General features: G+C 59.7%; 17 protein-coding genes. 5 read left to right on the plus strand and 12 right to left on the minus strand.

The window, feature by feature from the left end:
* Genes Q0837_RS10585 through Q0837_RS10605 form a run of 5 tightly spaced genes read right to left on the minus strand, consistent with a single transcriptional unit; the run spans position 1 to position 5,354 of the window.
* On the minus strand, positions 1-309 hold the full coding sequence (locus Q0837_RS10585; RefSeq protein ID WP_298468629.1) for an REDY-like protein HapK: 309 nt from the start codon (positions 307-309) through the stop codon (positions 1-3).
* A 5-nt stretch (positions 310-314) separates the two neighbouring features.
* Entirely contained in the window at positions 315-1,472 is a 1,158-nt protein-coding gene (locus tag Q0837_RS10590; protein WP_298468631.1) for an amidase, read from the minus strand.
* A gap of 8 nt (positions 1,473-1,480) precedes the next feature.
* Positions 1,481-2,848 carry a phenylacetate--CoA ligase family protein gene (locus Q0837_RS10595; protein WP_298468633.1) on the minus strand — a complete coding sequence of 456 codons (1,368 nt, stop codon included), beginning with the start codon at positions 2,846-2,848 and terminating at the stop codon, positions 1,481-1,483.
* On the minus strand, positions 2,845-4,131 hold the full coding sequence (locus Q0837_RS10600) for an MmgE/PrpD family protein (protein WP_298468635.1): 1,287 nt from the start codon (positions 4,129-4,131) through the stop codon (positions 2,845-2,847). The genes Q0837_RS10595 and Q0837_RS10600 overlap by 4 nt, the downstream gene beginning before the upstream one ends.
* Positions 4,128-5,354, minus strand: coding sequence for an MmgE/PrpD family protein (locus Q0837_RS10605; RefSeq protein WP_298468636.1), 1,227 nt, complete (start codon positions 5,352-5,354; stop codon positions 4,128-4,130). The genes Q0837_RS10600 and Q0837_RS10605 overlap by 4 nt, the downstream gene beginning before the upstream one ends.
* 41 nt (positions 5,355-5,395) lie before the next feature.
* Here Q0837_RS10605 and Q0837_RS10610 point away from each other — a divergent pair, with 41 nt between their 5' ends.
* Positions 5,396-6,148 carry a GntR family transcriptional regulator gene (locus Q0837_RS10610; RefSeq protein WP_298468637.1) on the plus strand — a complete coding sequence of 251 codons (753 nt, stop codon included), beginning with the start codon at positions 5,396-5,398 and terminating at the stop codon, positions 6,146-6,148.
* A 5-nt stretch (positions 6,149-6,153) separates the two neighbouring features.
* On the opposite strand, the gene Q0837_RS10615 is transcribed toward Q0837_RS10610, so the two are convergent.
* The 5 genes from Q0837_RS10615 to Q0837_RS10635 are packed head-to-tail and all read right to left on the minus strand — an operon-like array spanning position 6,154 to position 11,041.
* A complete protein-coding gene (locus tag Q0837_RS10615; RefSeq protein ID WP_298468640.1) occupies positions 6,154-7,236 on the minus strand; it encodes a CaiB/BaiF CoA-transferase family protein in 1,083 nt (360 codons plus the stop codon).
* 6 nt (positions 7,237-7,242) lie between these two features.
* On the minus strand, positions 7,243-8,451 hold the full coding sequence (locus Q0837_RS10620) for a CaiB/BaiF CoA-transferase family protein (RefSeq protein ID WP_298468642.1): 1,209 nt from the start codon (positions 8,449-8,451) through the stop codon (positions 7,243-7,245).
* Positions 8,452-8,461: 10 nt separating this feature from the next.
* Positions 8,462-9,646: an acyl-CoA dehydrogenase family protein gene (locus tag Q0837_RS10625; protein ID WP_298468644.1), complete on the minus strand. Its 1,185-nt coding sequence runs from the start codon at positions 9,644-9,646 to the stop codon at positions 8,462-8,464.
* A gap of 23 nt (positions 9,647-9,669) precedes the next feature.
* Positions 9,670-10,179 (minus strand): MaoC family dehydratase, encoded by a 510-nt coding sequence (locus Q0837_RS10630; RefSeq protein WP_298468646.1) that lies wholly within the window; start codon positions 10,177-10,179, stop codon positions 9,670-9,672.
* Entirely contained in the window at positions 10,172-11,041 is an 870-nt protein-coding gene (locus Q0837_RS10635; protein ID WP_298468647.1) for a CoA ester lyase, read from the minus strand. Before Q0837_RS10635 ends, Q0837_RS10630 begins: the two co-directional genes overlap by 8 nt.
* Positions 11,042-11,142: 101 nt before the next feature.
* Between Q0837_RS10635 and Q0837_RS10640 the strand changes: the two genes are divergently transcribed.
* Entirely contained in the window at positions 11,143-12,075 is a 933-nt protein-coding gene (locus Q0837_RS10640) for a DUF1838 family protein (RefSeq protein ID WP_298468649.1), read from the plus strand.
* A 9-nt stretch (positions 12,076-12,084) separates the two neighbouring features.
* Positions 12,085-13,488, plus strand: coding sequence for an NAD(P)/FAD-dependent oxidoreductase (locus Q0837_RS10645; RefSeq protein ID WP_298468651.1), 1,404 nt, complete (start codon positions 12,085-12,087; stop codon positions 13,486-13,488).
* Between the two features lie 87 nt (positions 13,489-13,575).
* Here the strand turns inward: Q0837_RS10645 and Q0837_RS10650 are convergent, their stop codons facing one another.
* Positions 13,576-16,071: a TonB-dependent receptor gene (locus Q0837_RS10650; RefSeq protein WP_298468653.1), complete on the minus strand. Its 2,496-nt coding sequence runs from the start codon at positions 16,069-16,071 to the stop codon at positions 13,576-13,578.
* A 164-nt stretch (positions 16,072-16,235) separates the two neighbouring features.
* On the minus strand, positions 16,236-16,919 hold the full coding sequence (locus tag Q0837_RS10655; protein WP_298468656.1) for a hypothetical protein: 684 nt from the start codon (positions 16,917-16,919) through the stop codon (positions 16,236-16,238).
* Positions 16,920-17,108: 189 nt separating this feature from the next.
* On the opposite strand from Q0837_RS10655, the gene Q0837_RS10660 reads away from it, so the two are divergent.
* Positions 17,109-19,379: a TonB-dependent receptor gene (locus Q0837_RS10660; protein WP_298468658.1), complete on the plus strand. Its 2,271-nt coding sequence runs from the start codon at positions 17,109-17,111 to the stop codon at positions 19,377-19,379.
* Position 19,380: 1 nt separating this feature from the next.
* Positions 19,381-20,451, plus strand: coding sequence for a VOC family protein (locus Q0837_RS10665; protein WP_298468660.1), 1,071 nt, complete (start codon positions 19,381-19,383; stop codon positions 20,449-20,451).
* Positions 20,452-20,457: the final 6 nt, after the last annotated feature.

Here is a 20,457-nt window from a genome sequence, read left to right on the forward strand (position 1 = left end):
TTACAAGTCTTCAGTCAGGATGAATTGCGGGCCGTTGGCATAGTCCTGAAACGGGGCCGCCTTGGCTTGGAAATCAGGGTCCGAAACATCCTTCACGAAGTCATCCATGTTGGTGATGTCGAGGATCTCGAAATAGGCATAGGGCGGCGGGGTGTCGGGATCGCCGAACAGGCCGGTCGCTTTGTGCACGGTGAAGCTGTTGACCGAAGGCAGCGCGCTCGCGGTCGGCACGTCTTTGGTCTTGGCCCATTCTTCGTATTCGGCGACATCGGTTCCGGGCTTCAGGTTGAACGGTACAATAATGCGCATGGGTATCAGGCTCCTTTTTGGGGCGCGCGATAGGCGCCGAGTTTGCTGTCGAGGTCGCGGGCGATCCGGAACAGTCCCGCCTCAGCGCCCGCTTCTCCGATGATCTGCACACCGATGGGCAGACCGTCCTCGGTCCAACCGGCGGGGATGGAGAGTGCAGGCAATCCGGCGATGTTGGCAAGGCAGGTAAAGTCGGCCTGCGCGGCAGGTTCAGGTTCGGAATGCGGGAATGGTGGATTGGGGACGGTGGGAAGGATCAGAAAGCCGTGCCGTTTCACAATTGCGCGCACAGCGGTGCCGGTTTCGGCAAGCATGCTTTGGTCCTCGACCCAATCCGCGTCAGAGCGACGCGGTCCATAGGTCAGCAGCTTCGCGAGATGATCAGACTTCGCAACATCCGCGAGATCGCCCGCCATGAATTTCGAGACACCGACAAATCCGGCGAACCGGATACGCGAGTTCGGATGGGCGAGTTTTTCGGTCTCAGGATGCCCAAGCTCGGTGAGAGCTCGCCCAAACGCCTGGTCAACGTCGGGATGGCACTTCACCCCGTGCTCGATCAAAGTGGCACCGGAACCCTCGATATTGCCGTCGCCAAAATCGGAGATGACGCGCGATACTCGCTCTAGCGTATCGAGATCGCGCGCCAGTGGTCCAATCGCGTCGAGCGAGGGATCGGCGGGGATCAGCCCGTCCTGGCTCACCCGGTCGGTCGCGAGCTTGAAGCCATAGACCCCGCAATGCGCGGCTGGGATGCGGATCGAGCCCATCGTATCGGTTCCGAGCGCCACATCGCACAAACCAGCTGCCACCGCCGCGGCACTGCCTCCTGACGAACCACCAGGCGAATATCCATGACGGTGCGGATTGTGGGTCGGACCGAAATGCGGGTTGTCGGTCTTCGCACCCAGCGCGCCCTCTTCCATGTTGGTGATGCCGGTGATCACCGCGCCTGCCTCACGCAAACGCGTGATCACCTCGGCGTCGGCATTGGCCTCTCGCCGTGTCCATGCGCCGAGTCCGGCATGGAAAGGCATTCCCTTGACCGCGATATTGGCCTTCACACCAACGGTCATTCCGGCCAACGGGCCGTCGATCGGTTCGGCATTCTCCACCGCCGTCCAATCGCGAGAAACGAATGCGTTGAAAGGGTCGAGGGTCATATCCACGCTCAGATGCCCCGCTCATCGATCAACCGCAGCGGCTTTTGCCGCTTGTCGATCTCAGTCACGGCAGCTGTTCCGCCGGGTTTGCAAAGCGCAATCTCGACCTCGACACCGAGACCCTGTTTGAGCTTCTCTGCCAATTCCGCCGCATCCGTCCCGCCATGGCTTTCCAGCGTCACGCGCATCGAATCGCGCTGGCTTGCATCGCGGGTCAGGTGGCAGACATATTCGCCGGTCAGGTCCGGACGGTTCTCAATAATTGCGCCAATCGCGTGCGGAAAGACGTTGATCCCGCGCAGTTTCACCATGTTATCGCTGCGCCCACGGAAGCCTGCGATGCGCTTGAACGCGATCTCGCCCCGCCCATCCAATTCATGCGTGATGTCGTGGGTGTTGAAGCGGATGCAGGGCGCGACGTCGTCCTTGTAGAGGCACGTGACGACCATGTCCCCGGTCTCGCCATGAGCAACAGGCGCTCCGCTGTCGATGTCGAGCAGTTCGAGATATTGCGCATCTTCCCACACATACATCCCGTCGCGGTCCGGCCCCTCGCCCGCTATCGAGCCGGTGTCGCCGACGCCGTACCAGTCATAGGCTTTCGCACCGTGCCAGGCGTCTTCGGTCGCCTGCCGGTCCTCGGTGCCCAGATGGCCGATGATCATGCGGATATCGATCTTGTCGAACAGGCCAAGTTCCTCGGCGGTGCCTGCCAGTTTGCGCACATAATCGACGAAGCCAACCACGGCGGTCACGCCAAAATCGGCCATCAGCTGAACTTGATTGATACTCCGCGTCTCGATCCCGGTGCCTGCCGACAGGAAAATCGAGTTGGTAAACTTGGTCACAGCCTCGCGGATGTAATGCCCGCCATTGATCATGCCGTGGCCATAGACCGAGTGGACCACATCGTCCGAATGCAGCCCCATCCAGCGATACATTCGTCCGACCAGCAGATTACCGACTTCGCGCCCCTTGGGACCGAACATCAGCACTTGCGGCTTGCCAGTTGTGCCGGAGGTTGTGTGAAAGATCGTAGGCGGACGGTTAGCGGCATCGCCCATGCCGTGAAAGTCGCCGTAAGGCGGATGCTCGGTGATCGAAGCCATCAGGTCGGACTTGTCGTAAACTGGCAGCTTGGTGATGTCGGCCAGCCCGGTGATATCGCCCGGTTCGATCCCCTGCGCGCCCCACAGCCGCTGATAGAACGGCACCTGCCAACCCTTGACCATCAGCCGTTTGAATTGCGCGTCCTGCACCGCGAATAGTTCATCACGGCTCATGGCTTTGTAGCGCGCAACGAACTCGTCGCCGACCGGATAATCGGCCAGCATCTGCCTGTGATCAAGCGCTTCGAAATAGGTCGGATAGGTCATTTCGGGTCCGTGAAATAGGAATGAGTATCTTCGAAGATGCGCGGGTCAGCGCTGTCGGGCGCAAGCTCACGTGCGAGACGGAGTTTCCTCATGGTTTGCGGGCGGTTCAGCGGATTGCCGGGACTGCCGAGCGTGTGTTCGACCAAGTGTCGTTCGACCGCGCCGTCGGCCATCGTGATTGTAAGGCTTTGCGGAAACAGCGCGTTCTCATCTGCGTTGCCATCATCCGTCAGCCGCACTTTGCCCGCAATGGCGGCCAGCGCAGGGTCGGCGATATCTTCCGGGCTGAAGCGGCGCGGGTCGATGCGCTTGTCGGTGAGCATCAGCGCCGCAAGATAGGGCATGCACAGCCGCGCCCATGCCGGGGACATGTCGGCTGAATAGGGACGATCCACCAGCCGCCGGATCAGTGGCGGGCACGCCAGTTCGATTGACGCGACATTGTCGGGGTTAAGCCTCAACCGTGCCAGCTTGCTGAGCGCCGCATGGCTTGCCCGGCCCGAGGGATAGGGCTTGGTACTGACCTGTGCGATACGCCAGACTTTGCCGAGATCCTGGGTGTAACGGGTCAAATCGCCATCTTCGAACAGTTTGAGATAGCCGAACGGCCCGTCGAGAGGATCTTTCGGGGCGGAAAATCCCGCTTTGGCAAGGTCACTGGCCACAACGGCAGCTCGCGCCGCGTTGGCGATCTGGAATGGCAAGGTTTCGCTGCCCTCGACATGCGCTTGCATCGTTCCGGCGGCGCTTGAATAGGCCAGGCCAAGCGCATCATCGAGCGGCGCACCGTCGATCCGGGCTACAGCGACCGCCGCGCCCATCACACCGCAAATGGCCGGGCGGAAAAACCGCATCGCGCTGTCGGCGCACAGTCCAAGCCCCGACGCGATATCGACGCCAATGGCGAGCGCGACCAGCGTCTCTTCGCGATTGTTACCACCGCGCCGGTCAATCACCGCTCCGAGCGCTGCCGTCACCACGCTCATGGCGTGAACCACGGCGGGTTCGTGCACTGCATCCCATTCCAGACAATGGATGCGGTATCCATTCACGAATGCGGCAGAAGGGGCAGGCAAACGCTCGTCGGTTCCCAGCAGTCGCGCCTCCTCGCCCTGCCCGAATGCCCGAGCCGTCTGGAGGATGGCGGGCTCGCCCGGCGCGTCAACCGCCGCCGCGCCGATTGCCAGTGTATCGCGCAGCAGCCGGATTGTAGAAGTACGAACCTTGGGCGGCAGTTTGTGATCCGCGCCTGCAAAGGCCAGAAGGTCGTCCGTCGCGCTCATCCCAGCCATTGCTCCAGCATCGCGTCGATTGCTGCAGCGTCATCGCCGCGCAGTGCGAGGTCGGTAGCGCGGTCGGCCTCTTTCTCGGAGAGCCCTCCCCACTTTCCCAGCGTTCTCATCTTTTCGGAGATATGATCCCCTCCGATGGGGCGCTCAGGATCGCCAAGCGTATCGACCACTTCCATCCCATTCACCCGTGCCCCGAAATGCGCGGGATAGCGGGCAGTGATCGCGGGCTCTTCCGCAACCGTCACCTGCGCTCGCAGGTCGGCAAGTGCGGCAACGGTTTCTTCAGTGAAATCCTCAGGCTTGGCATCGCGGCCATCAGCAACCACAGCGACAGCATGTTGGAGCGAGAATTTTGCTTCCAGCTCAGTGGTCGGATCGGGCCGGTTGCAGAAGGTCAGAGCGTCGGCGAACGTCTCGACCTTGAAAGGCGCTTCCAACTTGCCGGCCTCGCGCAATTGCAACGCCGCATCGATTGCCGGATGGGCATGGCGGCAGGCTGCGAAGGGCTTGAAGCTGACTTCGTTGATGAGCCAACCCGCGCGATTTCCAGCCAAATCTCCGGGCTCCTGCGTCGTCGCGGCGAACAGGCCCTGCGGTCCTTCGAGTAACGCCGCCGGGCCAGTCGCACCGTAGTGGACATGCAGAGCCGCGTCCCGTCCCGTCCTGACCGCGTGATAGATATGCCATTGCTTAGTCAGCACATTGTCGTGCCGCATATGCCATAGCCCGCCCGCGACCGATCCGGCATTGCCCATCGCGTTGGCATATTCAATCGGCGCAAAGCCGATCAGCGAACCGAAGGCTGCACAGGCTCCGAACACGCCCGCAGTCGCGGTAGGATGCCAATGCGCGTAGTGATGCGCATCGAAGGCAGCACCGACGGCGATCATCGCCTCATATCCTCGCACCGCCGCCTCTAGCCGCTGGTCCAGCGTAGAACTCGCCATGCTCATCGCGGCTGGCCACACCACCGGGCCGGGATGCAGCAATGCCGTGCGGTGCACGTCATCCATCTCCAGCGCATTGCCAGCATAGGTCGCGCGCTCCCAACCGAGCGACGAAATCGCCCCGCCCATATGGCCCGCTTCCATGTCGCGTGCACCAGCCACGCACGCTAGCCAATCAAGTAGGTGCAAACGCGCACGCATTTTCTCGCCATCCGGGACCGGGCGCGCTATTCTCTTGGAAAGTTGCGAGAGCAGTGGTTCGCTCATAGAGCGTGCTCCCGCTTCGAATACGGGACATGGAGACTGAATTGGCTGACGCTAGCGCGCCTAAAAAAGGGAAAATACCGCGCTACATGCAGGTGGCGGGCGAATTGCGCGAAGCCATTCTTGCCGGACGGTTTGCCGATGGAGAGCAGTTCCCGACCGAGACAGCGCTTTGTAGGCAATACGACGTCAGTCGTTTCACGGTGCGCGAAGCTCTCAAGCGCCTCCAAACCGAAGGACTGATCGCTCGCAAGCGCGGCTCTGGAACGGTCGTTCAACCGGCGGCTGCACGCGGCGGCGCGCTGCATCAGCCTTTGTCGAATGTCGGCGAGCTGCTGCAATACGCCCGCGATAGCGAGGTGGAATATACCGAGCGTGACGAAGGCCCGTTGCCCGAAGCGGTTGCCGAACAAATCGGTGAAGACACCAAAGGCGTCTGGCGCCGATTTCGCGGGGTCAGACGGCAAACGCCGGACACGCAACCGATTGCTGTGACTGATGCTTATTTTCATGAAAGACTCGGTGACGCTGTCGACGAACTTGAGCTTGGCGCCGGCACGTTGTTCAGCCAGATTGAGCGGATTGCGGGCGTGACCATCGGTCGCGTCACGCAGGATATTCAGGCCATCACCGCAGATGATCGCGTGGCTAATTTCCTTGAGATCGACAAAGGCGATCCCGTGCTGCGGATCGTGCGCTGCTATCTCGACCCCAAGGGTCACGTTTACGAGATTTCGGTCAGCCATCACCCCGGGGATCGCTTCGCCTACGCGATGCATATCGACCTCGACAGCTGAAACGTTCATTTTCCGCCCAGTTCTGGCACCGGGCCTAGCTTAAACTGCTGACCGGCGAAACGGATCGGCGACGCGATATGATGCGCGCCGTCTTCGGATTCGATCAGAATGCTCCGCTCGGCGATGTGCGGTTCGTCCAGAGCTTCGCGGAAGTTGAGAACGGGGGCGAAGGCCACGTCTTTGTCCGCAAACCAAGAAACCCATTCGTCGCGGGACTTCGTGGCAAAGGTTTGACGCAGGAAAGCGATCAGTTCGCCCTGCTCACCCGCCTCGCGCTCAGCGTGAGAGATCAGGTCTTCACGACCAAGCGCAGCTAGCAGGTTGCGTGCGAATTTTATCTCTCGTCCTCCCAGCGAAACGTGCTTGCCGTCCGACGTCTGGTAGACCTGATAGAAACCAGCTCCGCCCAATGAGCGTTGCCGAGCAGATACCGGGCTTTCGCCTCCCGCAATCGCGCTGCCCGCCGTGTGCGCGCACCATGGCAGCAAGCTGTCGAACATCGCGCAATCGATATAGGCACCCTCGCCCGTGCGGTCCCTGCCGACAATCGCCATCAAGACCGCCGAAAGCGCTGTTAGCCCGGCCGCCATGTCGGCGCTGGGAGCTCCGGGGACGACTGGCGTTCCGTCGGGTCCGTCATTGACCGAGAGGAAGCCCGCGAGCGCCTGAACCGCCATGTCGTGCGCAGGGTGATGCGCGAGTGCGCCGTCTTGTCCAAACGCGGAGATCGAGCAATAGACGATGTCCGGCTTGATCGCTTTGACGCTGTCATAGTCGAAGCCTAGCCGCTTCATGACTCCAGGGCGAAACCCTTCGACGAAGACGTCTGCCTCACGGCACAGGTCAGCCAAAGCGGCCTTGCCCGCATCGCTCTTCAAGTCGAGAACGACGCTTTCCTTGCCGCGATTGAGATTAGCGAACCACACCGAATGGCCCGCTTCACGCGGCTCCATTTCCCGCGCGGGATCGCCCGCTTTGGGTTCAACCTTGATCACCCGTGCGCCGTGATCGGCCATCATGACCGTCATCATCGGGCCGGGCAGGAACTGGGTCAGATCGACGACTGTGATGCCAGAAAGTCTACCCATGGCCCCTTAGACAATCCCGCCAGCGCGCAGTTTTGCAATCGCGTCTTCATCATAGCCGAGATCGGTCAAAATGGCATCGCTATCCGCGCCCAGCAGCGGTGCGGCGCGATTGGGCAGGCGCTTGCCATCCAGCTTGATCGGGCTTGCGAGGATTTGGACATTCTCGCGGTCTGGATGATCGACCGAGTCGCGCATACCAATGGTCTCGAGCCACGGATTGTCGAGTGCATCGGCCAGCTCATAAACCGGGGCAACAGGCACAAATCCGGCCAGCAGTTTCTGCCAATGCGCCATGGGCTGCTTGGAAAACTCGTCGTCGAGAATTCGGGTTAGCTCTTCGCGCTGCGACAGACGATCGCCATTGCTGGCAAAGCGCGGATCATCGCGCAGATCGTCTCGCCCAATCCGGTCGACAAGAATATCCCAGAATTTTGGCAGTTGGCACATGACGAACATCCAGCCATCGGCGGCCCTGAACATCTGGCTTGGGGTAGCCGTCGGGTGCGCGCTACGCGGCGTCCGCGCGGTTTCGTCGCCCTCATTCATGTACCACAAGGCCGGGTAGCTGGTCTGGTGGACCGCTGCGGAAAGCAGGTCGGTGTCGACGTCGCGGCCTTTGCCCGTGCGCTGAGCATCGACCAGCGCCGCGAGCAATCCGATGGTGAAGATCGTGCCGGTCATGAAATCGACCATCGAAAGCCCCATGCGCTGTGGCTCTCCCCCCGGCTCACCAGTCATCGCGCAATAGCCCGCTTCGGCCTGCATCAGGTAGTCGTATCCCGGCCATTTGGCGCGCTCATTGTCGCGGCCATAGGCGGAAAGATGCGCGCAGATGACGGCGGGATTGACGTCCTTGAGCGCACCGTAAGTCAGCCCCAATTTTGACGGCAGATCACCGCGCATATTGTTGGCAACGGCGTGGCTGGTCGCCACCAGTTCACGCAAGACCTGCTGGCCTTCGTCAGTGCGCAAATCGAGCGTCAGCGATTTCTTGTTGAGGTTGAACGACTGAAAATACAGGCTTTCATCCTTGCGCAGGAAATGCGGGCCAACTGCGCGCGCGGTATCGCCGCCGCCTTTACCGTCCTTGCGCGGCGGCTCGATCTTGATGACTTCCGCGCCAAGCTGGGCGAGGTGCATCGTCCCATAGGGACCCGCGCCGTATTGCTCGGCGCTGATAATCCGGAATCCGGCTAGGGGTAGCGGCACGCTCATGGGAGCAGGGTCAGACCGGGTTCGCTTTGAGGTGCTGTTTGGCGATGATGATCCGCTGCATTTCGTTGGTCCCCTCTCCAATGCACATCAGCATGCTGTCGCGATAGAAGCGCTCGATGTCGTATTCCTTCGAATAGGAGTAGCCGCCGAAAACCCGCATCGCTTCCTGACTGTTGTCGACTGCCGCTTCTGAAGCGAAATATTTCGCCATGCCTGCTTCCATGTCGCACCGTTCGCCAGAATCATAGGCCTCCGATGCATCGAGCGTCAGCAACCGAGCGGCACGGGCGCGCGTGGCCATCTCGCCGAGCTTCAATTGGATAGCCTGATGCTGGGCAATCGGTTTGCCCATGGTCTCACGTTGCTGCGCATATTCGGTCGCAAGGCGCAGCGAACCTTCCGCCAGGCCAACACCGCGGGCGGCGACGTTGATCCGGCCGAGCTCAAGCCCGCCGGTCGCCTGGAAAAAGCCCTGCCCTTCGACTCCGCCGATCAGTTGGTCGGCTGGGATGCGATAGTCTTCCATGATCAGTTCGGCGGAATCGATGCATTTGTAGCCGAGCTTGTCGAACTTCTTGCCGGTCGTCAGGCCATCCCGCTTATCGGCAATGAACAGGCTCATACCCTTGTAGCGAGGGTCCGCAGTTGGGTCGGTCTTTGCAAGCATCGCGAAGCATTGGCCGTTGAGCGCGTTGGATATCCACGTCTTGGTGCCGTTCAGCACATAGTCGTCCCCATCGCGCATCGCCACGGTGCGGATCGCCTGCAGGTCGGTGCCAGCGTTCGGTTCGGTGAGCGCAAGACCGCCGCGAATTTCGCCGGTCGCGAATTTCGGTAGCCATTTCATCTTCTGCTCTGGCGTGCCGAAGCGCTCAACCGCTGCCGCCATGATCAGGTGCGAGTTGAAGATTCCTGTGATCGCCATCCAGTAGCTAGAGATACGCATCACAATCTTAGCGTAGGTCGTCGCTGGCAGGCCCAAACCGCCATATTCCTGACCAATAGTGGCCCCAAACAGGCCCATTTCCGCCATTTGCTCGACCAGTTTCTCCGGCCACAGATCGTTGTGATCGTGATGCTGGATCACCGGGATCACTTCGCGTTCCATCCAGCGATCGATCGCGTCCATGAATGCGCGTTCTTCATCGGGATCGATGGTGCGTATCTGGTTTTCGAGCACTGCGGCGGTAGCCATAATGTTTGTCCTTAGATGTAAATTCAGTCGTCGAGCGAGCCGAAGCCGCGCTTCCAAACCAGTACGGAACGTTTGTAGTGGCTCACCACCTCATTGTTCTGATTTTTGCCAACCGTCTTGAAGGTAACGATGCCCTGCCCCTCGCGGCTCTTGCTCTCGCGTTTCTCAAGCACTTCGCTTTCACAATAGAGCGTATCGCCGACAAACAGCGGCTTGGTCATGCGCACTTCGTCCCAGCCAAGATTGGCGATCGCCTTGCCGCTCGTGTCCGACACACTCATGCCGGTCATCAGAGCAATCGTCAGTGGGCTGACCACAAGGGGTTTCCCAAATTCGGTTTTCTTCGAGAGTTCGTAATCGAAATGCGCCGGATGCGTGTTCATCGTCAGCAGAGTGAACCACACATTGTCGGCATCGGTGATCGTGCGTCCGGGGCGGTGTTCATAAATATGGCCAACTTCGAAATCGTCGAAGTAGCGGCCTTGAACCTCCCGAAACCGGCCGGGAGAAACTTCGATTACACCGTCACGCATTCTGCTTTCCTTCTTTGCGCGCAACGATCGCGCGATATTTCTTGACCAACGGAGCTTCGAGCATTCGGCCATCGTACCGGATAGCGCGCTCGCCGGCGTCCTCGTAAGCCTGCAATGCCTGCTGTGCGGCATTCACGGCTTCATCGCCGGGTTCGAAGGCAGCTTCGATTGCTGGAACCTGTCGCGGATGGATTGCTGCTTTCGCATCGAAACCGATCGCTTCGGCGCGGGCACATTCCTCTATCAGTCCAGCTTCGTTATCGAGCTGGACATAGGGAACATCGATTGCGGGCATGGCGTGTTCGGAGCAAGCGAGGATGAATTGCTGCCGAGCGGTTAGCAGTGGCTCCCAGCTTAGCTCTACGCCGAGTTCGGCAGAGAAGTCGCCGCCGCCAAACATCATCGCGGCCACGCCCGATGCGCAGGCAATCTCGTGCGCATGGCGCAGACCCTTGGGCGTTTCGATCAGAGGTATCAGTGCCGGACAGCGATTGCCGAGAGAATTTGACAAAATCTCCAGCTCAACTGGCGATTCCACCATTGGGACAAGCAGAAATGGCGGGAGCGTGTCGTTGGTGGTCAAAGCGGCGAGGTCGCGAATGCCATCGGCCGTTGTTACCGCATTGATCCGAAGCGCCCATCCATCCATCGATTCGCTGGCTAGGTGTTCGAACGCGGTCTTTCGCGCAGCCTCTTTCTCACCGGCAGGAACGGCATCCTCCAGATCGATGATTGTCAGGCCAGCTCCAGCCGCTTTTGCCTTGGCAAAGCGGTCGGGCCGAGACCCTGGCACGAAAAGAAGGCTTGCTGCTGAAAACACGTGAATCGTTCGGTCCCCGATGATCGCCCGAATAATGAGCATTATGTGACTTCACAATTTGTCCGGACAAATCTAAAGTCAAGGATGAAATATCGAAATGTCCGGACAAATTTTTAGTTCCGGGACCGGAGTTGGAGGATTTGATGACATTCAAGAAGTCTATTTTCGCTGCTGCAAGCCTGGCGACTGCTGCGATTTTTGCAACCGGATCGGCTCAGGCGCAAATGCTAGATCCCTCCAATCCGGAAGACGCGCTGGAAATTTCTAAGCGCCTGCAATGTGGCGTCTCTGCCGACGAACCAGCTGTCTATCACTGGTCAGGCAACATTTATGGCCGCAGCCCCGGCGTGCGTGACAAGCTTTTGTTCAAGGGCGAAGGCATGAACATTCGCCGCTGCGTAGAAGTTACGGACCCGGAGCGCGGCACAGGATGGCGGTTGATCAGCCGGGAAGTCATGTTGATGCTCGATCCCGAAACTGGCGAAGTGGTCGATGAATGGGAGAACCCCTACACCGGCGATACTGTCACCGTGATGCAGATCCACAATGATCCAGTGAACGGACGGCCAAACTTCCCGAAAGGCCGCGACGGATCGCCCTTCCAGCTTTCGACCCTGCGCCAGTCCGGGCCCTACGTTTTCATCCCATTCGAAGTGCCGCTGTTCTACACCAATCCGCTCGCCGGAGACTATCAGGACGCAGTCGGCAACAAATATCACGCGATGGAGATTTTCGACTTCGCCGCCCTCAAAAGCGACCTTTACGATTCCAGTACACCAACCGCCTATCCGATGATCAGCTGGGTGCGCATTTCGCCATGGGCTCCATGGATGAATATGGGCGGACGCCCCGGGCAGATGGTGTTCAACGCGATGGGCCAGAAACTGCCCGGCGGGTTCGAGGAATTACCGGACGTCCTGAAAAACGAAATTCGCGAAAATTACCCGATCTACGAGCAGGCGCCGCCCAAGGACGATACCCGCCGCAACGAGACGACCTGGACGAAGTATAAGCTGCTCACCGAACAAGCGCGTGCTGCCGAAGGTGAGAAGGCCAAGACAGACGAGGGTCACTAAGCCAGAGCGATGGTAACAAGGCGCGCATTCCTCGCGGGCAGCTCGGCGGCAATCATCGCCGGTGCTGCCCCGCGAATGGCGTGGGGCAAGACTGAGGCCGATGTTGCGATCATTGGTGCTGGTCTCGCGGGACTTCACGCGGCGAGCATGCTCGAAGCCGCCGGACTGAGCATCGTTCTGCTGGAAGCTGAGAACCGGGTCGGTGGGCGGCTCCACACACTTGATGACCTTCCCGGAAAACCCGACGCCGGGGGAATTCAGGTCGGAGCGGGCTACAAACGGCTGCACGGCATTGCCGACACGTTGGGCGTTGCCCGGCAGTCTGGCAGCGGTGCAGGCGCTGGGCGGGTTCAAGTGCCCGGAAACCTCTATCATGTGAACGACAGGACTTTCCCGAGCAGTGGGTGGGCGGATAGCGAGGCAAACCGGCTCCCCGACGCAAAACGGAGCGTGGAGCCTGCGTCTCTGGCACGATCATACTACGGGAAACTGCCGCAATTCTCTCAGCCAAGCGACTGGCTCAATGGTGCGAGCGAACAGGATATTTCGGTACGCCAGATGCTGCGAATGGCCGGTGCGTCGGACGAAGAACTTCGCCTGATCGAAACGAATTTCAACGGCAATTCGCTCGCCGAAATGTCGCAAATCCATCTCGCGCGTTCTCTGGCGATTTTCCGGGCGGGATCAGGACCGGTTTCAACCATCGCCGGCGGCGCGCAACGCCTGCCCGAGGCGATGGCGGATGCACTCTCGGTCCAGCCGCGACTGGGCTCACCCATAAGCGCCATTGCAGAGGACGAAAGCGGTGTCACATTGCGGCTTGCCGATCATACGATCCGCGCGCGTCAAGTTATCTGCACCCTTCCGTTTCCGGTGCTGCGAACTATACCAATGCAGGCCAAGCTCGCCCCGGCCCTTGCCCGCATGATCGGCAGTCTGCCCTATAGCCGCGCGAGCTTCGCCTACATCGCCGCGCGCAAGCCATTCTGGCGCGAGGATGGTTTGCCAGACACTTTGTGGACCGATGATCCTCTTGTTGGGCGCGTCTTTGTCCTTGGCGACGATCCTGCGATATTGAAGCTTTGGACCACTGGCGTCGGCGCCGACTTACTTGACCGCCTGCCCACGGAAGCCGCAAGCAGAATGATCGTCGAGCGGATCGAGCAGATGCGCCCCTCTGCTCGCGGACAGATCGAAGTGGTGCACCACTTCAGTTGGCAGAAGTCGCCCTATGCCCGTGGCATCTATCACCATATTGGCACCGGCATGGCGCGCGACCTCGCGGCTGCCACGCAACACGCCGGATCGCGGCTCCACTTCGCAGGCGAACATCTTGCTGTCGAAAGCAGCGGGATGGAAGGTGCGCTGGAGAGCGGCGAGCGCGCAGCAACCAGAGTTTTGGCCAACATCTGACCCAAACAAATTGGGCGGGAACCGAAGCCCCCGCCCATTCCGTCTTCTTGCTCTTCTCGGCCGGGATTTCTTCCAGCCTCGGATCGATCAGAACTGCAGCCGCACAATCGCGCCAAACCGGCGACTCAGGCGGTTGTTGAACTGGAAGCCGCGCGATTGCCCGGCAGAGCTCAGCGTAAAGCCGTTGGCGATGTTGGTGCCATTGACCACGAAGCTGCCATTGCCGCCCGTGGGGTCGATAAAGCGCAGCACGCCCAGCGGTGCATCTTCGTTGGTCAGATTGCGACCATAGACCGTAAGGCTCAGATTATCGCCGTACTTGAAGGTGACGCGCGCATCGAGCTCAAAGGCTTCACCCGTTTCCGCGAGATTCTGAACTTGTGCAAAGCGGCTCGACAGGTAGTTGCCATTGACCGAGAAGACAGCCGCGAAATCATCGCTAAGCTCGGCCTCGTAGTCGGCGTAGAACGATGCCTGATGACGCGCCTGACGTGGCAGACTTTGCCCCGTCAGATCCGGGTCGCCAAACACCGCGCCTTGCGTCGCTTCGGTGCCCGACGTGAACTCCGTATCGGTCCACGCATAATTCCCGCCAAGGGTAACCCCAGGCAGAGCAGCGGGCGTCCAGATCGCGTCGATTTCGACGCCGTAGACATCAACATCGCCGAGGTTGGCGGTAACCGACCCCGTGGTGCTGGTCGCGCCGAGTGCGGCGAGGTTCTCGGTCAGCTGGTAATCCTGCAGAGCCGAGTAGAACGCCGCGACGTTGAAGATCAGATCACCATTGGCGAACGCATTCTTCGAACCGAGCTCAAACTGCCAGACTGATTCTTCTTCAAACGTGCCGAACCCGAATTCAAAGCCCTGCGCACCGTTGAACCCGCCTGGCTTCGTACCGCGTGCAGCGCTGGCGTAGATCAGATTGTCCGGCGTCGCTTCGTAGTCGATGATGAAGCGCGGCGTGATCGCATCGAATGATGCCTCGACATCAAAGGCCGAACCATCGGCCAACGTCGTCAACGCGCCCGTGTTGAAGTCGAAAACCCGCAGGCGCTGCGTTTCATCCGCCCAGCGCAGCTCTGCGGTGGCGGTCAGCCGGTCGCTGAGATCGTAGGCGACCGATCCAAAGACCGAGAAGTTTTCGACCGTCAGTTCTTCCGGATCCGCCGGTCCGTTGGCAAAGCCGCCGCCCAGATTGATGATCGTGAAGGAAGGCACGCCCAGCGCAGCGGCGATCTGCTGGATCGTCGCCTGCCCCGAGGCATCGATCGCTGCCTGACGTTCAGGCGTAAACGCTCCAAGCAAGCTTTCGTCGCGCTCATTATTGCGGAAGTAGTAGCCGCCTACCCTCCAGCGGAATGGACGGTCCTGCGGCGAATCCAGACGCACCTCCGCGACATAAGTCGTCTGGAGATCATCATCGGTGGTGGTGAAATCGAACGGCAGCAGGACAACGCCGGTTGCGCCCGGGAAGATGAATGGCGCCGGGAATGGATTTGCAACTGATGCTGTCCCGAACGACGTTGGCTGACCATCGCTGTCGAGCTCATCGCGGAATTCCTCCCGCGTGTAGCCGAGCGTTGTCACAAGCGTGTATTCGCCTAGCTCAAACTCATTATTGAGCGAGAGGAAAAACTCTTCACGCTCAAGACCGCCGCCTTCGCCCAGCGTGTTGCTGATCTGTGGAGAGCCACTGGGGTTCGGCGCGGACGTTGGCACGACGCCTTGGAAGAACGGCTGATTGCCGCCCAAATCGATGCCGCCTGGCACATTCACATTCAGGTTAGGAAAACCGAACAATCCAATCGGGAAGTGTCCGTCATCATCCTCGTTGTAAGCAATGCGCAGTTTGCTGGTCCAACCCGGTGTAGGCCGAAATTCCAGCGTGCCACCGATGCTGAATGAGGACTCATTGCCAACCGACGGGTTCAGATTGCCCGGACGGTCAAACTCGCTTTGAAAGTCGTAGTAGCGCGCGGAAAGCGAGAAGAAGAGCTTGTCTTCGATGATCGGCCCGCGAATGTTACCGAGCACTTCATAGAGATTGTCTTCGCCCACTTCGACGCTCAGCTCGCCGCCAAAATCGTTTGTCGGTTGGCGGGTCGTGATGTTGATCGCACCGGAATAGGTGTTGCGTCCGAACAGCGCCGATTGCGGTCCCTTGATGATCTCGATCGTGTCGATGTCGCCAAAGTTCAGGCTGCGGATCGACTGGGTGACGTTGACGTTATCGATGAATACCGAAACGCCTGAATCGCCGAGAATGTTGGCCTGACCGCGAATGATTGGGCGGTCGAACTGGCGTCCGAAGGGCGTGTCGAACACAAAGCCCGGGGTCCGGCGCGAAAGGTCTTCGATGTCGCGGATGCCCTGCTCGAACAGATCTTCCGATGTGAACGCGGAGACCGCAATTGGCACATCCTGAATGCTCTCTTCGGTTTTGCGGGCTGTAACGATGATTACGTTGTCGTTGCGTTCTTCGGCATTTGCCTCGTCGGCGGTAGCCCCCGTGTCCTGTGCGAGAAGAGCTCCCGGCGTCATGACCGTCGCAGCCAATAACGCTCCGCGAATGACCTTTTTCATAGTGATACCTCCCATTTGGCGCTGCGCCCCACCGCAGCAATGTTCCGTCCCAGTCGGCTATTTCTGCCGCCCATGCAAAATTTGTCCAGACAAATTATGAGTTGTCCAGACAATTTTTGCTCCACCGGTGCGGTTTTCGTAACAAACAACGTCGCTGTGTGGCCTTAGAGTAACGGTTTGGCGTTGCCCAAAAAGGCCGTGATCATCAGCAAGACATAGACCGCCCAGACCCAGATCCGCGTCCGGTCCATCGTCCGCCTCAAGGGGATTTCAGTCTCATCGCTCGACCCCTGCTCGAGCACTGCCGTCAACTGCGCACCGACAGGCTTGAATGTGACGTCGATCATGATTGCGGCAACAAAGATGAAACCGAACAAGAGCGCTTTCCATGCGAGCCAATCAGGCGAAAGCGGCGCGTCTGCAATCAGGCTCTGGCCGCCAAGCCAAAGGTAAAAGCCGCCAATCAACCAACGCAGCCAGCCTTCAATTTTGCGATTGCGCGCGGCGCGCGGAGTCTGATCATGGCGGTGTGAATCCCACACCAGCCACAGCCAGAACAGGCCAATCACCCACGCTCCGATCAAAAGCCAGACGGGGACATCCCACCAGTTTCCGAGATCGACCACACTCAGTGAAAGCGGCACCATCAGCGCCCACGCACTGCGCGGGACCATATCGATTTCCACCAGCAATTTGAGCAGAGCGATCCTTTGATCGAGCGAATAGGCCGCGCGCCGCCGGAAATGCTGGCCAAGAACGAACACGCCGACATCAGCGCCCAGCCACAGCACGAATAACAGCAGATGCGCATAGACCAGCGCCGGATACGCCATTTCGGAAAAAGCCATTCGGCCTCCTTGTCAAACTGTTGCCCGATCACCGCATCGGGAGACAGATTCGTTCAATTTGTCCGGACAAATTGCATTTCTGAGCTTGACAAGCAAGATGTTGTCCGGACAACTTACATGGACAGGACGGGACATTCCGATCGGTAAAAGCCGACGCGACACACATCTTGCCGAGAAGGATCTCTTTCAATGCACCTGCGACGCTCCCCCAAACTGGCCTTTGCCAGCGCAACTTCTGCTATCGCCCTTGCAGCATTGCCATCACAGGCGTTTGCCCAAGATTCCGACACCGCCGAGGCCACCGAGGATGACAATGTTATCGTCGTCACCGCACAGCGCCGCGCCGAGAATATCCAAGATGTCCCTGCATCAGTAACTGCATTGACCGGAGCGCAGCTTGAAAACCGCCAAATCGCGGATAGCAATGATCTGACATCCCAGATTCCGGGCGTGGTCATCACCACCGGAACTGGCACTTCGTCATCCGCGCGGATATTCTTCCGCGGCGTTGGCGAAGACGAATCGCGCGGCGCGATCGACCCGGCGGTCGGTATCTATATCGACAACGTATATCTTGGCCGGACGGTAGGTTCACTGGTCGATCTGGTCGATATCGAGCAGGTGGAAGTGCTGCGCGGCCCGCAAGGTACGCTGTATGGTCGCAACACCAATGGCGGCGCGATCAAGTTCACCTCGGTCCGGCCGCAATTGGGCGAAACGTCTCTTTCGGCCGATTTCGGCTACGGCAATTTCGACCGCATTCAGGCACGAGGGACTGTCAATCTCAGCCTCGCGGATTCGCTCGCGGTCCGTTTGACCGGCCTCTACAAGGAGCGCGACGGATTCCACACGCTCAACCCGAATGGCGATTTCGCCGGTCAGGCAGGGACGGAAGTTGGCGCCGAACAAGTGCTTGCATTCCGCGGCAGCCTCTACGGTGAATTGGATGACAGCTGGAGCGTTCTGGCAACATTCGACTACACCTCGGACAACAGCGATCCGGTGCCCAGTTCGCTAGCGGCAAGCAGCTCCAATCCCGCCATCACGACCGACGCCGATCAGGACATCTTTACGATCGAACCGGCCGCGGGCGTCACGTGTTCGGCTCTCACACCCGTCAACTTTCAGCCCATTGGCTGCGTCACCAACTTTGACAGCGAAGTCGAAGCTTATGGCGCATCGATCCAACTGACCGGTGAGTTTGACAATTTCTCGGTCACTTCGATTACAGCTCTCCGCGCGCTCAAGGATGAACTGTCGAGCTTCATCAGCTTCCCGTTCTTCCAGCAGACAGAGCAGGACCAGTTCAGTCAGGAATTCCTGCTGAACACCGATTTCGAAGGTCCGTTCAACTTCACTGCCGGCGCGTTCTATTACAACGAAACGGTCGATCTCGACTACGTCTTCGTCTTCCCATTCGGCAACGATGTGGAGACCGAAAGCTTCTCGCTGTTCACGCAGGCAACGTTTGACGTGACCGATGCGCTGACATTGACGGGCGGCCTGCGCTGGACGACCGAAGACCGCGAATTCGTCGGCAATGCCGGGGGGCCGCTGGCTGGGTTCGGATCGAACATCACCGGTGAGACCGACACGGACAACATCACCTGGACTGCCAAGGTCGACTATTCGCTTACTGACGACATCCTGTTCTATGCGTCCTACTCGACCGGCTTCAAATCGCCCGGCTTCTCGCCGGACTGCTTCAGCCCGGTCGCCTGCTTCCTGCCGGTCAACGAAGAGGAACTGGACAGCATTGAAGCGGGTATCCGGACCCAGTTCCTTGATGGGCGCGCGACCTTTAATGCGACCTACTTCTACAACGATTATCAGGACCTGCAGATCAGCGGGACATTGCCAACCGGCGGCTTTACCCGGATCAATGCGGGTGAAGCGCGCATTCAGGGCGTCGAGATCGAAGGCCGGATCGAACCGGTCGATGGCTTCACGATCTACGGCAATGCCAGCTGGCTTGATGCCGAATATCAGACCCTCAACTTCGCGCAGGCTGGCCTGCTCTCGGGCAGCACCACCACGACGCCGGGCCTTGCATGCGGCACCATTGGCGCCGCGCCGGGCTCGACTGCTTTCGAACAGGCCATCATCGACTGCGCGCTGGGACTAGAGCTTAAGAACGCGCCTGAATTCAAAGGGTTGATCGGCTTCAATTACGATATTCCGGTTGGCAATGGAGACGTCTTCTTCGGCGGCGATGCGGCGTGGGAAGACGACACCTTCGGCCTTGTCGCCAATGTGCCCGGCACACGTCAGGAACCGGGCCTGCGGCTCGACGCGCGGATCGGATATCGCACGGATCGTTGGCGGGTGACGGTATGGGGCAAGAACCTGACCGACCGCGAGTATTTCCGCGCCAACACTTTCGCTGGCGGCTCACAAAACCAGGTCTTCGCTGCACCGCCGCTGACCGTCGGCATTGATGTCGGCTTCACGTTCGATTGACGTGAGCAACCTTCTCTCCACCATGCGCCGGGCCTTCGGGTCCGGCGTCTTGTCTTTGGCAGCATTGTTGTGCGTGGTCGCGATTGCCCCTGCGCAGGCTCAGCCTGCCCGCGAGTACAATATCAGCCCATGGACCGAGGCGGTCGTCAGCGTCACCGAGTTCGACCCGGTAACGCGGCTGTTTCGCGAGGCTGGCGACTGGCAGTTGCGGCTGAGCGGAGAGATTGCGCGCAGCGAACTCGACTACTGGAAACTGCCAGAGACGGCGTCGGGTCGCTTTGAGCTCTGGTGCGCTCCGCAGGCTGTTAGAGGCTGCCTGCGTTTCGTGCGCTTCGACGGCGTTGATCAAGAACCGATCCGCATCACCGCCCGCGCTTGGGACACGGGCGGCATCTATTCGATCATGGTCCGCTCGGACAATATTCCGGCGCTGTTCGACAAGGCGATCCACTTGGGCTGGTGGGCGGAGAGCCGCCCGATCCGGTTCCAGTTTGGCACCTCCGACCTACGCAACGTCGTGCTGCAAGGCCCGCATGGGATCAATCTGGCGGTTTACGAGCGGCTTTCGCCCGACTTCACTGCATTCCCGGTCGGCCGCATCAGCCAGGGCTTTAACTCAATGCGGATGGTGAAGGATAAGCAGGCCGCGCGAGCGTTCTATGAGCAGAAGCTCCAATTCGGTCTGCTGTTCGACTTCGATCGCGAGCCAGAGGAACCTGCACGCTCGAACTTCGGCATCCCCTTTAACCTCACGCCCACAATCACACGCAGCGCTGCTGCCTTGCAACCGCAGCTGCCCGAAGAAACGGGTCGCGTAGAGGTAATGCAAATCGATGGCTTCACCGGCGATGATCTCTCGAGGCGCGCTTCACCGCCCAATCTCGGCATCATCTCGGTGCGCTACCCGGTGGTGAACCACAGCATGTACCGCGATGACATGAAAAGGCTCGATGTTCCGATGCCGTACGAAGCGGAGAAGGTGGAGATCGCAGGCATCGGCACGCACGATATCTTCGCAGTGCGCTCGCCCGACGGCAGCCTGACCGAATTCTACCGCGACCATGTGATGTAAGCCGGA

The sequence above is a fragment of the uncultured Erythrobacter sp. genome (genome assembly GCF_947499705.1).
Lineage (GTDB): Bacteria > Pseudomonadota > Alphaproteobacteria > Sphingomonadales > Sphingomonadaceae > Erythrobacter.

Excerpts from the sequence above, each read along its gene's own strand:
- Q0837_RS10660 (WP_298468658.1), top strand. The coding sequence starts at position 17,109 with ATGCACCTGCGACGCTCCCCCAAACTGGCCTTTGCCAGCGCAACTTCT.
- Q0837_RS10630 (WP_298468646.1), bottom strand. The coding sequence starts at position 10,179 with ATGCGTGACGGTGTAATCGAAGTTTCTCCCGGCCGGTTTCGGGAGGTT.
- Q0837_RS10625 (WP_298468644.1), bottom strand. The coding sequence starts at position 9,646 with ATGGCTACCGCCGCAGTGCTCGAAAACCAGATACGCACCATCGATCCC.
- Q0837_RS10615 (WP_298468640.1), bottom strand. The coding sequence starts at position 7,236 with ATGGGTAGACTTTCTGGCATCACAGTCGTCGATCTGACCCAGTTCCTG.
- Q0837_RS10655 (WP_298468656.1), bottom strand. The coding sequence starts at position 16,919 with ATGGCTTTTTCCGAAATGGCGTATCCGGCGCTGGTCTATGCGCATCTG.
- Q0837_RS10585 (WP_298468629.1), bottom strand. The coding sequence starts at position 309 with ATGCGCATTATTGTACCGTTCAACCTGAAGCCCGGAACCGATGTCGCC.
- Q0837_RS10595 (WP_298468633.1), bottom strand. The coding sequence starts at position 2,848 with ATGACCTATCCGACCTATTTCGAAGCGCTTGATCACAGGCAGATGCTG.
- Q0837_RS10620 (WP_298468642.1), bottom strand. The coding sequence starts at position 8,451 with ATGAGCGTGCCGCTACCCCTAGCCGGATTCCGGATTATCAGCGCCGAG.
- Q0837_RS10600 (WP_298468635.1), bottom strand. The coding sequence starts at position 4,131 with ATGAGCGCGACGGACGACCTTCTGGCCTTTGCAGGCGCGGATCACAAA.
- Q0837_RS10605 (WP_298468636.1), bottom strand. The coding sequence starts at position 5,354 with ATGAGCGAACCACTGCTCTCGCAACTTTCCAAGAGAATAGCGCGCCCG.
- Q0837_RS10640 (WP_298468649.1), top strand. The coding sequence starts at position 11,143 with ATGACATTCAAGAAGTCTATTTTCGCTGCTGCAAGCCTGGCGACTGCT.
- Q0837_RS10635 (WP_298468647.1), bottom strand. The coding sequence starts at position 11,041 with ATGCTCATTATTCGGGCGATCATCGGGGACCGAACGATTCACGTGTTT.
- Q0837_RS10645 (WP_298468651.1), top strand. The coding sequence starts at position 12,085 with ATGGTAACAAGGCGCGCATTCCTCGCGGGCAGCTCGGCGGCAATCATC.
- Q0837_RS10590 (WP_298468631.1), bottom strand. The coding sequence starts at position 1,472 with ATGACCCTCGACCCTTTCAACGCATTCGTTTCTCGCGATTGGACGGCG.
- Q0837_RS10650 (WP_298468653.1), bottom strand. The coding sequence starts at position 16,071 with ATGAAAAAGGTCATTCGCGGAGCGTTATTGGCTGCGACGGTCATGACG.